Origin of the sequence: Sutcliffiella horikoshii (assembly GCF_021991925.1) — a bacterium.
Lineage (GTDB): Bacteria > Bacillota > Bacilli > Bacillales > Bacillaceae_I > Sutcliffiella_A > Sutcliffiella_A horikoshii_F.
The window spans coordinates 118,679-131,269 of record NZ_RXZI01000001.1; the positions used below are offsets into that span (position 1 = coordinate 118,679).

At 33.5% G+C, this 12,591-nt stretch carries 14 protein-coding genes; 6 read left to right on the forward strand and 8 right to left on the reverse strand.

Annotated elements, in window-relative coordinates; all coding sequences use genetic code 11:
- Positions 1–18 precede the first annotated feature (18 nt).
- Together EKQ44_RS00530 and EKQ44_RS00535 are read right to left on the reverse strand one after the other, a co-directional pair.
- Positions 19–438, reverse strand: a complete 420-nt coding sequence (locus EKQ44_RS00530) for an exosporium protein D (protein ID WP_237661575.1) — start codon at positions 436–438, stop codon at positions 19–21.
- Positions 416–991 carry an exosporium protein D gene (locus EKQ44_RS00535; RefSeq protein ID WP_237661576.1) on the reverse strand — a complete coding sequence of 192 codons (576 nt, stop codon included), beginning with the start codon at positions 989–991 and terminating at the stop codon, positions 416–418. Before EKQ44_RS00535 ends, EKQ44_RS00530 begins: the two co-directional genes overlap by 23 nt.
- A 197-nt stretch (positions 992–1,188) precedes the next feature.
- Here EKQ44_RS00535 and fabI point away from each other — a divergent pair, with 197 nt between their 5' ends.
- The 3 genes from fabI (at position 1,189) to EKQ44_RS00550 (ending at position 4,455) form a co-directional block, all read left to right on the forward strand.
- Positions 1,189–1,959, forward strand: a complete 771-nt coding sequence (gene fabI, locus EKQ44_RS00540) for an enoyl-ACP reductase FabI (RefSeq protein WP_237661577.1) — start codon at positions 1,189–1,191, stop codon at positions 1,957–1,959.
- 341 nt (positions 1,960–2,300) lie between these two features.
- The gene (locus tag EKQ44_RS00545; RefSeq protein ID WP_237661578.1) at positions 2,301–3,119 is read left to right on the forward strand and encodes a UTP--glucose-1-phosphate uridylyltransferase; all 819 of its coding nucleotides are present in this window, start codon (positions 2,301–2,303) and stop codon (positions 3,117–3,119) included.
- Between the two features lie 40 nt (positions 3,120–3,159).
- Positions 3,160–4,455: a UDP-glucose dehydrogenase family protein gene (locus tag EKQ44_RS00550; RefSeq protein ID WP_237661579.1), complete on the forward strand. Its 1,296-nt coding sequence runs from the start codon at positions 3,160–3,162 to the stop codon at positions 4,453–4,455.
- A 134-nt stretch (positions 4,456–4,589) separates the two neighbouring features.
- Here EKQ44_RS00550 and EKQ44_RS00555 read toward each other — a convergent pair whose 3' ends face one another.
- Genes EKQ44_RS00555 through EKQ44_RS00565 form a run of 3 tightly spaced genes read right to left on the reverse strand, consistent with a single transcriptional unit; the run spans position 4,590 to position 7,365 of the window.
- Positions 4,590–5,327 (reverse strand): GT-D fold domain-containing protein, encoded by a 738-nt coding sequence (locus EKQ44_RS00555; protein ID WP_237661580.1) that lies wholly within the window; start codon positions 5,325–5,327, stop codon positions 4,590–4,592.
- Positions 5,328–5,352: 25 nt separating this feature from the next.
- Positions 5,353–6,348, reverse strand: a complete 996-nt coding sequence (locus tag EKQ44_RS00560; RefSeq protein ID WP_237661581.1) for a glycosyltransferase family 2 protein — start codon at positions 6,346–6,348, stop codon at positions 5,353–5,355.
- Between the two features lie 12 nt (positions 6,349–6,360).
- The gene (locus EKQ44_RS00565) at positions 6,361–7,365 is read right to left on the reverse strand and encodes a glycosyltransferase family 2 protein (protein WP_237661582.1); all 1,005 of its coding nucleotides are present in this window, start codon (positions 7,363–7,365) and stop codon (positions 6,361–6,363) included.
- Between the two features lie 155 nt (positions 7,366–7,520).
- Between EKQ44_RS00565 and galE the strand changes: the two genes are divergently transcribed.
- Positions 7,521–8,507 (forward strand): UDP-glucose 4-epimerase GalE, encoded by a 987-nt coding sequence (galE, locus tag EKQ44_RS00570; protein WP_237661583.1) that lies wholly within the window; start codon positions 7,521–7,523, stop codon positions 8,505–8,507.
- Positions 8,508–8,798: 291 nt separating this feature from the next.
- Here the strand turns inward: galE and EKQ44_RS00575 are convergent, their stop codons facing one another.
- Complete coding sequence (locus EKQ44_RS00575) at positions 8,799–9,767, reverse strand: UDP-glucuronic acid decarboxylase family protein (protein WP_237661584.1); 969 nt, start codon at positions 9,765–9,767, stop codon at positions 8,799–8,801.
- A gap of 111 nt (positions 9,768–9,878) precedes the next feature.
- Here EKQ44_RS00575 and EKQ44_RS00580 point away from each other — a divergent pair, with 111 nt between their 5' ends.
- Positions 9,879–10,592, forward strand: coding sequence for a glycosyltransferase family 2 protein (locus tag EKQ44_RS00580; protein WP_237661585.1), 714 nt, complete (start codon positions 9,879–9,881; stop codon positions 10,590–10,592).
- Between the two features lie 4 nt (positions 10,593–10,596).
- Entirely contained in the window at positions 10,597–11,310 is a 714-nt protein-coding gene (locus tag EKQ44_RS00585; protein ID WP_237661586.1) for a glycosyltransferase, read from the forward strand.
- Positions 11,311–11,350: 40 nt separating this feature from the next.
- Here EKQ44_RS00585 and EKQ44_RS00590 read toward each other — a convergent pair whose 3' ends face one another.
- Together EKQ44_RS00590 and EKQ44_RS00595 are read right to left on the reverse strand one after the other, a co-directional pair.
- Complete coding sequence (locus EKQ44_RS00590) at positions 11,351–11,656, reverse strand: hypothetical protein (protein WP_237661587.1); 306 nt, start codon at positions 11,654–11,656, stop codon at positions 11,351–11,353.
- Positions 11,657–11,760: 104 nt separating this feature from the next.
- The gene (locus tag EKQ44_RS00595) at positions 11,761–12,525 is read right to left on the reverse strand and encodes a hypothetical protein (RefSeq protein WP_237661588.1); all 765 of its coding nucleotides are present in this window, start codon (positions 12,523–12,525) and stop codon (positions 11,761–11,763) included.
- Positions 12,526–12,591: the final 66 nt, after the last annotated feature.

A 12,591-nucleotide genomic window follows, 5' to 3' on the forward strand; every position in this document is an offset into this window, starting at 1 on the left:
GCATACTCTCTTTTTGCATTAATTGTCACAACATATACAAAACGTTTTTTGTATAAAGACAGCTAACCTGCCAGGGACTATATCATCGGGATTACTTACTGATAAGCTTTCAAAGTCTTCTACCTGAAAGGCGCGGGTACCTCCTATGTCAGGTCCACCTGGAACAATGGCTGTAATAGGAAGTCTGCTTCCCCGTGTTTGAATGGTTACCTCGAGGTTTACTGGTCTAAGTTGATTCCCTCCTGGAACGGAAGTTAATTGCAGAAATGTTTTGTTATGGTTACATGTATAGTCTTCAAAAACGACAATTCCTTCTGACCCAGGTGGAACTTGTACGAAGTAAGGGATGTTTCCCGTTAAATTTGCTCCAGAACCAGCTACGGTATGGGTTTCCACTTTGCAGTCAGCCTTTGAATCATTGTGGTGCTTTCTGGTCATCGCTTAACCTCCTTCCTTTTTTATTTTGTTTGCAGGAACAACGTGTATTGTCACTTTTGCAGCAAACGCAGAACGTCTTTTGAATAAAGACAGAAACCGCAGCCTCGCGTTGTCCTACTTCATCATTAAAACGAACAGACAGACTTTCAAAATCTTCCACCTGAAAAGCTCTCATACTTTGGTTACCAGGGATGGTCGCTACAATCGGAATGCGGGATCCTCGTGTACGAATTGTTACCTCAAGTGGAAAAGCTGGAAACGCACTTCTCGGTTCAGACCTTAGTTGTATGAGCGTCTTATTATGGTTACAAGTAAAATCCTCAAAAACTGTCTCTGTCACATTTGGCCTGAGTGAAACAAGGATGGGAACATTACCAGCTTGATCTACCCCAAATCCAGTCATTGTATGAGTATCAGTGAAACATTCTTGGTTATGTTCCTTTTCGTATTTGTGCAATTTCTTACCAGAATTAAACGGAGATTGATCAGATTTATAATGGTAATAGCGTAACGCTTTTCCTTTCTTGCTTTTTAAATGAAAATCTTTGGACATATATATCCCCCCTATCAAAATTTACTAGTTTCCTATCAATACATTCTATGAAATCTATTAGAATATGGTAGGGCTATAGTGGTTAAAATATAAAAATAGACGAAGTGGTTAAAAGTTAAAGTTCGCATTTCCACCACTATATGCTATAATTATGACTAGGTACTAATAACTTATATAAATAGGAGGATATATATCCAATGAACTTATCCTTAGATGGTCGTACATATGTAGTAATGGGAGTTGCAAATAAAAGAAGTATCGCATGGGGTATCGCACGATCCCTGCATGATGCGGGAGCTCGTCTTGTGTTCACATACGCTGGTGAGCGATTAGAAAAGAGCGTAAGAGAGCTTGCGGATTCCTTAGAAAGAAACGACTCCATTGTTCTTCCATGTGATGTTACTAATGACGAAGAAGTACACACTTGTTTCCAGCAGATCAAAGGGGAAGTTGGCACCATCCATGGTATAGCACACTGTATCGCATTCGCCAACAAAGAAGAGCTCCAAGGCGATTATATGAACACAACAAGAGACGGATTCCTGCTTGCGCATAATATTAGCTCCTACTCGCTAACTGCAGTAGCAAAAGAAGCGAAGGATATTATGACAGAGGGCGGAAGCATTGTAACCTTGACTTACCTTGGTGGCGAGAAAGTGGTTCCTAACTACAACGTTATGGGTGTGGCAAAAGCAAGTCTAGATGCAAGCGTGAAATACCTTGCAAATGACCTTGGAAAAGTGGGTATTCGCGTCAACTCCATTTCCGCAGGTCCGATCCGTACGCTTTCAGCAAAAGGTGTAAGTGACTTCAACTCTATCTTAAAAGAAATTGAAGAAACTGCTCCACTTCGTCGTGTGACGACTCAAGAAGAAGTTGGGGACACAGCTATATTCTTGTTCAGTAATTTATCCCGTGGAATCACTGGAGAGAACATTCATGTGGATTCTGGGTATCATATTTTATAATAAATATTGTAAAGAGGCTCCCAAAAGGAGCCTCTTTTTTATCTGTTTGTTTCTTTCACAACGAATATGGTTACTACTACCAAAAAAGTTTAATCGTACCTCCAATCACCTCGTGGGGCTCTTGCACCTCAGCAAAGCTCATACAACTTAAATCATCCTCTTTAAGTAACATAATATCTAAGTAGACTCTTTATAAAATGACCTTACCTACATGTTGACCTTATTGATCAATAAGGTTTTTTCTTTTGATAAATATATGTTGGACAATAGCCTTTTTAAGGGGGTACAAGTTTCCCTAAAATCTAATATGAATAAATTATTAAAGGAAAGGGGGTTGTAACGTGGTGAAAAAAGCGGTTATTCCAGCTGCTGGTTACGGAACAAGGAGCCTCCCAATAACAAAGGTGTTGCCGAAAGAGATGCTCCCTATCTGTGGTAGGCCCGCAATAGATTATTTGGTAGAAGAAGCTGTAAACTCAGGAATTGAAGAAATACTTATCATCGTCTCTAGATATAAGAATATCATTATGGACTACTATGATAGGTCGTTAGAACTCGAAATGTTTTTAAAGCAGAAGAATAAATCCCATTTATTACAAACTATTCAACTACCCGATGTAAAAATACAGTATGTAAGACAACCTTATGCAAATGGTTTAGGGGCTGCAATTAGTCTAGCGCAAACTTTCGTAAAAGATGAACCATTTGCTGTTATGTTACCAGATGAAATTATTCTTGCTGAAAAGCAAACTGCATTACAAGGGTTAATTAGTATATATGAGAAAAAACAATCAAATGTAATTGCTTTACAAGAAATGCCATTAAAAGAGTTGGGGAATTATGGGGTTGTGGATGTGACCTTAAATGAAGAAAACCTTTTCAAAATAAATAAAATTGTAGAAAAACCAGTATCTAATCCCCCTTCAAATCTTGCTGTAATTGGAAGGTATATTTTTAATCCTAATATTTTTGATTATATCAAAGACATAAAACCAGGTATTGGAAAAGAAATTCAATTAACAGATGCAATTCAAGTTATGATCGAGAAAGACATTTCCTTCCTCGGAAACAAAATTTCAAATACTCGTTTTGATATAGGAAAAGAATCTGATTATATAAAAATAATTAACCACCTATATTCAAAAAAAAATGGATTATAAAGTCAACATAAGTCATAAAAGGATGTAAGGAGTGTAGAGAATGAATATCCTTGTTATAGGAACAGGCTACGTTGGCACAACTACAGCTCTTGTGTTTGCAGAGATGGGACATAAAGTAACGGGACTGGATATTGACGAAAAAAAAATAAGAGACCTTCAGAATGCAAAAATGCCTTTTTACGAGCCTGGTCTATTGGAGTTATTACTAAAGAACTTAAAAAGTGGATCTATTAATTTTACAACTAATACTGAAGAAGCTATAAAAAATAATGAAATTATTTTTATTTGCGTTGGAACTCCCTCTGCAAAAAACGGACAGGCGGATTTAAAGTATGTAAGGGAGGTAGCCTATTCAATCGGAAAATATATTAATGGGTATAAAGTGATAGTTGATAAAAGCACGGTTCCTGTTGGTACTGCTGAAATGGTAGAGGGTTGGATAATAGATAAGAGTAAAGGTGAACAGACGTTCGATGTAGTTTCAAACCCAGAGTTTCTTAAAGAAGGTTCTGCACTATATGATGCACTACATCCTGATAGAATTGTTATTGGAGCTAATAGTAATAAAGCTTACAAGATAATGAACGAGTTATATAGTGGAGTGGATTGTCCAATCGTAGAAACATCTCCTCGGACTGCTGAAATGATCAAGTACGCAGCAAACTCATTTTTAGCATTAAAAATTTCATACATTAATGAAATTGCTAGGCTTTGTGAAGAGTTAGATATAAATGTAATAGATGTTTCTAAGGGTATTGGGCTTGACAAAAGAATTGGGCCGAGTTTTCTACAAGCCGGCATAGGTTACGGTGGATCGTGCTTTCCAAAAGATGTAAAAGCTTTGTTAGAATCAGGTAAAGTTCATTCAATTGATCTATCCTTATTAGATAATGCAATAACCATAAACGAAACTCAACCAATCTATTTTTTGCAAAAAATAAAACGGGAAATTGGTACTTTCAATGGTAAAACAGTAGCTATTTTAGGTCTGTCATTTAAGCCTAATACAGATGATGTTAGAGAATCTCCTTCTATAAGAATTATTCAGGAACTTTTAAAAGAAGGAGCAATTATTAAAGTGCATGATCCTGTAGTGATCTTACCTGAGGAAAAGACCGTTAAACAAAAAAATCACATTGAAGAAACTATAGAAAATGCGGAAGTAATTATATTGTGTACAGATTGGGATCATTATAAGAACTTTGATTGGGAAGATATAAGCACAAGGAGTAAGGTAAGATGTTTTTGTGATGGTAGAAACTGTTTAGAATCTCATTTATTCAGCAGTCAAGGAATACAATATATTGGGGTTGGAACAAAAAGAAAGGGAGGATAAACTTCCTTTCTTTTAATTTTAGTTTTTTTGATATCTTAGCTTGTCTTATTTTTAGAAATCCTCATTTTGTTATTAATATTAATGATACATATAACTTTGGCTAAGCATAAGATTACTAAATCTTTTTATAATAATTACTGTTTTCTTCTAGAGCTTCTTTTCCATTTAGGAACTAATTCTCGTTCGTTAAAGTTCTTTCCATCAATTAATATATCTAGCGCATGGCCAAAATCAATCACAACTTTTTCTGAAGATTGAGCTAATTTTGGTGCGATAATAGTTGCGGGAATTCCAGCAGAAATCAATACAATATCCCATTCGAAGTTATTCTTTAAATGCTCATGAACAGAATCAATTTGTCTATATCCTTCTAAAGAAATACAATCAACCAGATTTATTCCGTGTTTGATAAACCACTTCATTGCTGCTTTATTTCTTCTTCCGACAACAGCAACTTTATTATTATACATAATATCCCAGAAACTAGTATAATTAATTATTTCATGAGTAACCCACGCGTTACAAACCTTTTTAGGTTCAAAACTAACTTTTTTTAAAATTTCCCTTGTGATTTCCGCACATTTTTGATCTACACCTTTATATGAACTGGAAACATGTAATCCAATAATATCACTTGTCATTAAAGAATGAATTAAATCTTTTTTTAATATTTCTATAGAAACTGTAGCCCCTGCATAATCTTTGAAGTATTCAAAACCTTTTGTCCAAAGTTCATTATCTGGCCAAATCATATTTGCAATCTCTCCATGACCAAATCTAGATAAAGATAAAGGTTTCTTATCTGATAATGCCTGATTTATCAAATCAATAACTTCATGAGTATTTATCATATTTTCTTCATAATTGATCATAGTTAAACAGTCCTAACCAATTTTTTTATTCTACACCAGTCCATAAAGTAAAATAATTAATATTTTGTATTAGATTTGATTTTAATAATCTAGTAACAAGGTTTTCAGTTTTTAGAGAGGTACCGAGAATAATAATTCCATCTATTTTATTTAACTTAGAAATTTTTCTATATTTATTTATAAAATTTGAAGCTTCCCCATAATCAGTGAAAAATATATTAAAATTAGTATTATTCTTTATTGATAAAAAATGTGTACAACTATTTTTGCTGCCAAATACAGCAAAATTAGGGGGGGGGCCTGAAAACCTTGTTTTGACTATATAATTCATTGCAACTTCTAAAAATTCAGAACTAGTTTTTTCAATATATACATTTGATATAGATTGATTATTTTTTCGGTATTTATAAAGAACTTTTGGAATGATATGAATAGGACCAATTTGAATTAAACGTGTCCAAAAATCATAGTCGTAAGCTATTTTGTAGTTTGTATTGTAGCTTCCGGCTTTTATAAATGCATCTTTAGAAAATATTATAGAGCCGTGAATTATTGGAACTCCTTTATATAACTCATCGCCAACTTGTTCTGATTTAACCGAGTTTTTATAATTTTGATGAACTTGATCTATGGGATTTGCTATTCCTGAATCTGTAAAAATTTCAATATGTGTTGCAGCCGCAATAATATCAGAATGCTGATTAATATAATTAACTTGAACTTCTAATCTTTCTTTAAAACTAATATCATCTGCATCATTTATAGCTATCCATGTGCCGGAGGCCTTATTGATACCATAATTTAATGCAAAAGCAGCACCTTTATTTGAATCTAGATGGTAAACTTTAACCTTGTCGTTAAGTGCTATTTCACTTTCAAGAATATTATATGTTTTGTCAGTGGAGCAATCATTCACAATAATAATTTCGTAATTGTTATATGTTTGTTCCAACAAACTTCGGATTGCCTGGACAATATACTTTTCACCGTTGTAGACTGCCATAACAACTGATACCTTCATAAGTCCCTCCAACTAGTTTAACGGGTTCCAAATTTTAAAAACATTTTCATTTAGATTTAGCAGTTGATTGTTTTTAATAAATTTATCAATATTTTTTGTAGATGTATTTTCTAGGATTAATGCAATATCTGCTATATTTTCTTTAAGTAATTTGTGAATTACTTTATCACATCTACTAAAATATGAATCAATAATAAATACTGGTTTATTGCTATCATTCGATAAAACTTGGTGAATAAAATAATCACAACTAGCTTTCGTTCCAATCAATATATACTTTGGGAATCGGTTATGATTTTTAAAAAAATAACGGTTGATATATTCATTTGAGATTTTAATAGATTCAATGCCAGTTTGTATAATATTTTTATTAGAAAGAGAGTCATGATAAATTCGGTATTCATATAAAACTTCTGGAATGTTTTCGATAGGTCCTACAAAAGAAAGCCGACTCCATAAGTCATAATCATACGCAATTTTATAATTGTTGTTATATCCACCAGCCTTATAAAATGCATTTTTGGAAAACAAAACAGAACCATGGCAAATAGGACAACCATAAAATAAATAAGATTGTATTTCCTTATTAGTGTTTAAGCTATTGCGATTATATGCGTATTGAAATAACACCTTTTGAGATACAGAAACATCATTAGAAAAACATCGAATATGTGAGCATACTGCAACTAAATCAGGATTTTTTTTCACGTGATTTATTTGTTGTTCAATTCTATTTGAAAGACTAATATCATCTGCATCGTGAATTGCTATCCATTCTCCTTTTGCCTGCGCTATGCCCGTATTCAAAGCATTAGCAGCACCATGGTTTTTTTTCAGATGGATAACTTTAAACCTTTTATCATGTAAGCTGTTTAATATTTCTTTAGTAGAATCTTGTGACCCATCATTAACTATAATGCATTCCCAGTTATTATAAGTTTGATTCGCTATTCCATTTATCGCCTCGTATAAGTGTTCTTTACCGTTATAAACTGCCATTACAATTGATACAAGCACATTTTGCCCTCCATTTTTTAGTCATAAAACTATTTTTTCTTAATATACTATGTGAATCCACTTAATATGTATGGGCTTTGGGGTAAATTCCTAATATTACAAATTAATTAATGTATAGGAACATAGAATAATCATGAAGGAAGGAGGAGTCAGATATGATTTTGGTAACCGGAGGCGCGGGATACATTGGAAGCCATGTAGTAAAACTATTGTTAGATTCCAATTTTGAAGTGTTAGTAATTGACAATTTGAGCACTGGATTTAAAAAGGCAGTCGACAATAGAGCTATTTTTGTGGAAGCGGATCTTGGAAATAAGGAAGAATTGGATAAAATGTTCATTAAGTTTAATATAACTGGGGTAATACATTTTGCTGCAAGTGCTTATGTAGGAGAATCTGTACTAAAACCGCAAAAATATTATAAAAATAACGTAATTACAACTATAAATCTTCTAGAAGCCATGCTAAGTCATAAGGTGGAAAAAATTATTTTTTCATCAAGCTGTGCAGTATATGGAAATCCAACGGGCCAAGTTATTATTGAAACTGAAAAAAACAATCCAATTAACCCTTATGGACATACTAAGCTAATTTGTGAAAAAATTCTTGAAAACTACTCTAGGGCTTATAACCTTACTTATATTAACCTTAGATATTTTAATGTAGCTGGAGGTCATCCTACTGGTGTAATTGGTGAATATCATAATCCTGAGACACATTTAATTCCAAGAGTATTAGAGCATTTATTAGGAAAATACAAGGATATTCGAATTTTTGGTAATGATTATCCGACAAAAGATGGAACATGTATTAGGGATTATATCCATGTCATGGATTTAGCAGAAGCGCATAAATTAGCTTTAGTGGCATTATTGAAAAACCACACCATAAATGAAGTGTTTAACCTAGGCATCGGAAAGGGTTATTCTGTAAAAGAAGTTATCAGCAAATGTGAAGAAGTGAGTGGAATAAAAGCTAATATAAGATATGAAAATAGAAGAATAGGTGATCCGGCAATGTTAGTTGCATCTGCAGATAAAGCTAAAAACGAATTAGGGTGGGTTCCTAAATACGATATTAATCATATGGTTTCTTCCGCATGGAAATGGCATCAGAATAATCCTAATGGATACACTACATGACCGTTATAAATATACAATAAAGAAGAGTATTCTCATTCAGAGAATCACTCCAGACTGTTGACAAATTAAAATTAGTTAGATTAACAGTTGAGACAGTTGATTTCCGTTGCAGGAGCTTCGCTTTCCGCGGGCGGTCCGGAAGCCTCCCCAGGCTAACGCCTTGCGGGGTCTTCCCAGTCCCTTCCTCTCGCAGGAGTCTCCGCTCCTTCCACTGCAATCAACTAGAAATTTTTATCACTTTTTACCTTTGTCTACACACTGAAGTATTCTGATTCAGAGAATAACTCTTTCTTATTCCTTAGAGTCAATTTGATTTTTATAATTTGTTATGGTTTTGTTCAATCCATCTACAACGTCGACTTGAGGAGTCCACCCTAAAAGCTTTCGAGCTTTACTTATATCTGGTTTCCTTTGTTTCGGATCATCAATTGGGAGCGGATGGAATGTAATTCTGCTTTTGGAGTTTGATAGCTTCTTAACCAAATTGGCCATCTCTAGAATCGTGTATTCTTTAGGGTTGCCAATATTTATTATTTGTCCATTTGCAGACTCTTTTTCCATCATTAATATTAGGCCTCTAATGGTATCTGTCACATAGCAAAATGACCTAGTCTGAGTCCCATCACCATATACAGTAATATCTTCATTCAATAATGCCTGGTTCACAAAATTTGAGATTACTCTGCCATCATCGTTAGCCAATCCAGCAGAATAGGTGTTAAATATTCTTGCAACTTTTACTTTAGTATTAAAAAGTGAATAATATAGGTAACAATAAACCTCACCCAATCGCTTGGATTCATCATAGCACGCCCGAGGGCCCCAGGTGTTTACATTCCCTCTATATTTCTCTGATTGAGGGTGTATTAGGGGATCTCCGTAGGCTTCACTTGTGCTGGCATATACAACTTTAGCATTATTTTTTTGAGCTAAATCTAAGACGTTTTTTGTTCCCAATGTATTAGCATCTATTGTATCAATCGGTTTTTTTAAATAATATGCAGGAGATGCAGGAGATGCCAAATGGTAAATCTCATCTATATCTTCCAGTTGATTTTGTAAAGCCATAAAATAGTTAGAAGATACATCTGCTTCAATGAATGTAAAATTTTTACTTTGTTTAAGTTTTTTTAAATTTTTTTCTTTTCCAGTAGAGAAATTATCTATACCTACTACTTTATAATCCCGTAATAATAACTCCTCGGCTAAATGGCTGCCTAGAAAGCCGGCAACACCTGTAATTAATATACGTCCTTTCAAAAAATCACCTCAATATATCAATACTACCTTTAATGCTATTAATATATGGAAACGTAAAAGAAGTGTTCCTTTATTAAAGAGATATTAGTGTCTAAAAAAAGGAGGTAAAACATGATTTCATGTGTCACTTGTACAATCAGAGATGAAAACATGGAAAATGTATTTATAAATTTTCAAAGACAAAAAATTCAAGAAAAAGAATTAATCATTATTTTGAACAAGGATAATATGGATTTTATAAAGTGGGAGAAAAACGCTCGCAAATATAAAGATGTAAGAGTATTACAGGTACCTGAAGCAACTTCTCTAGGAGAATGTCTAAATAGAGCAATAATGGAAACTGAGTATAATATTATAGCTAAAATGGACGATGATGATTATTACGGGTCCAACTATTTAAAGAATTCATTAAAGTATTTAGAATTAAGTGGAGCAAAATTAGTGGGAAAATCCGCATTCTACCTGTACTTTCAAGATGAAAAACTCCTGACTATTTTTAATCCGAAATATGAAAGTAAAATAATCAATATAGACCGAAGAGGAAAATTTAGAAATTTGTGTGGAGGAACGCTCGTATTTTTGAAGGAGGTATGGAGTTATAATAAATTTCCTGATGTGACGGTAGGTGAAGATACTTCATTTCAAAAAAAATATTTGCAAAGTGGAGGAAAGATCTATTCAAGTACCATACAAGATTACGTTTCTATACGTCGAAAAAATCCAGAAAGGCACACTTGGAAAATAGAATCTAAGGAAATAAAAGCAATGTGCATTGAAGTTGCATATACTAATGATTTTAAATCTTTAATAGATAATGGAGGATGACTTATTGATCACATTTATAACACCAACAATAAGACAAGAAAATATCAATAATGTTTTCGAGAATTATAATAGGCAATTAGTAGAAAATAAAGAGCTGATTGTGATACTTAATAAAGATGGAATGGACCTAAATAGCTGGTTAACTCATTCACAAAGATATAAAAATGTTAGGATTATACAATTGCCAGAAGAAAGATCTTTGGGTGAATGTTTGAATGAAGGGATCCAACTTGCGAGGTTTAATTATATAGCTAAATTTGATGATGATGACTACTATGGACCCGACTATGCGAATACAGCTTTAATTGATCTTCAAAATAATCGGGCCGATGTCGTCGGTAAATCTTCAATCTTTGTTTATTATGAAGATAGTCGACTTTTGACAATTTTAAATCCAGGGTACGAGAACTTACTGTCTACAAACCCAAAACTGCCCGAAAGATTACTATCGGGTGCTACGTTAGTCTTTAAGAAAGATGTCTCCCTATCTGTACCCTTTCCAAACATAAATATAGGTGAAGATTCTTCTTTTCAGCTAGAATGCTTAAGGATGGGGTATGTCTTATATTCCTCAGATAGGTATAATTATTATTGTGTACGAAAAGCTAACAAATACTTTCATACTTCTGTTGTTTCTAATGAAAGATTAATTAAAAAAAGTAAGATAATTTCCAAAACAGGTACTCCAGAAAGTTATGTTAATAAAAAAGAAATCTAGTAATTAAACTAGATTTCCGACTTATTATTGTGAATATTAATTAGTATCTCAGTTTTCTTTTCATTAGCTCTCTTGTAATAGATTCGATATCTTCACAACAAATATGTGTTACTTCTGAAGGCATTCTCATTGGAGTAATCATGCCGTCTTGTAATAACGTAACACAACAAGTTTTAGGATCAAAAGCTTTGATTTCAACATCCACAAAGTCATTTCCAGATCTTGTTCTGATTGTTACAATTTCACCTACTAAATCTTCAATTTTATCACAGATACAATTATTAGCTCGGCTGCGTTTTTTACAGAAGCCACAATCTTTACTTCTATCAACAAATACACTTCCCATTCTTTTAACCTCCTTTTCCTTGGTTAATAATAATGTATTCATAGGAAGCATTATTGTACGGGCGAAACACTTAATGAAAAAGCCTTTTTATCCTTATGAAATCGTTAAATTTGTACAATTATTTTGTTAAGAGAAGGGGTGCCCTCTTTTATATTGCTACCGTAGACAAATGCTTCTACGGTAAGCCTTCCTTTAAATATCTTTTTATCTACCATCAACTCCATGCCTTTAAGCCGCATGGTGCTGTTTTTAAGTAAGGTTGAATGGTGAATAGGTCGAACCCAGTACTCTCCATCACTTAATATTTTGTTTCTCCAATCCTCAATGGCGTAAATCCAATCGGCCGCAAGTTTCTGGTGCTCATTGTCCTGATATAGTTTAGGATTGGCTATTTTTGCTGATAGACTCACCTTGTTGATCGGTTTTACCTTAAGGCATAAAATTAGATCCTCTATGTCAATCCCCCCGGTATTTACAATATTCAAGTCGCTAATTATGGTTGTCTCTGATTCGCCTTCCAGTGGTAGTAGAATGGAATAGTTGAAAAAACTATAGAGCGACGGTGTTTGTGGTGAAGGTGGGTCACCGGTGGGAGTTGTGTCAGTTGCCTGTACAACTTGATTAATAGCCTTCTCTTCTTCGAGTTGAACCTCTAATTCAAGTATCTTATTATTTAAATTCTTAAGTTGGTTAACGTGAGAGTTTTGCATTTCTTTTTTCATATCGATAACTTTTGATTGAAGATAACTATTCCGTATCTTTTCCTTTTCTAAGAGCATTTCCATTTGTTCTATTTTATTTTTATATTTTTCAGCCTCTGATCTATAGTGAATAACCTGTTGTTGAATTCTGAATAAATTGCCTGTCATACTTTGAACCTCCTTTAAAACATTGTATGCAATGGAGCACGTGTCCCATGAAATATGTAAAACAGC

What these genes read in the sequence shown, in the direction of transcription:
- EKQ44_RS00530 (WP_237661575.1), bottom strand. Translation starts at nt 438, where the DNA reads ATGACCAGAAAGCACCACAATGATTCAAAGGCTGACTGCAAAGTGGAA.
- EKQ44_RS00535 (WP_237661576.1), bottom strand. Translation starts at nt 991, where the DNA reads ATGTCCAAAGATTTTCATTTAAAAAGCAAGAAAGGAAAAGCGTTACGC.
- fabI (WP_237661577.1), top strand. Translation starts at nt 1,189, where the DNA reads ATGAACTTATCCTTAGATGGTCGTACATATGTAGTAATGGGAGTTGCA.
- EKQ44_RS00550 (WP_237661579.1), top strand. Translation starts at nt 3,160, where the DNA reads ATGAATATCCTTGTTATAGGAACAGGCTACGTTGGCACAACTACAGCT.
- EKQ44_RS00555 (WP_237661580.1), bottom strand. Translation starts at nt 5,327, where the DNA reads ATGATCAATTATGAAGAAAATATGATAAATACTCATGAAGTTATTGAT.
- EKQ44_RS00560 (WP_237661581.1), bottom strand. Translation starts at nt 6,348, where the DNA reads ATGAAGGTATCAGTTGTTATGGCAGTCTACAACGGTGAAAAGTATATT.
- galE (WP_237661583.1), top strand. Translation starts at nt 7,521, where the DNA reads ATGATTTTGGTAACCGGAGGCGCGGGATACATTGGAAGCCATGTAGTA.
- EKQ44_RS00580 (WP_237661585.1), top strand. Translation starts at nt 9,879, where the DNA reads ATGATTTCATGTGTCACTTGTACAATCAGAGATGAAAACATGGAAAAT.
- EKQ44_RS00590 (WP_237661587.1), bottom strand. Translation starts at nt 11,656, where the DNA reads ATGGGAAGTGTATTTGTTGATAGAAGTAAAGATTGTGGCTTCTGTAAA.
- EKQ44_RS00595 (WP_237661588.1), bottom strand. Translation starts at nt 12,525, where the DNA reads ATGACAGGCAATTTATTCAGAATTCAACAACAGGTTATTCACTATAGA.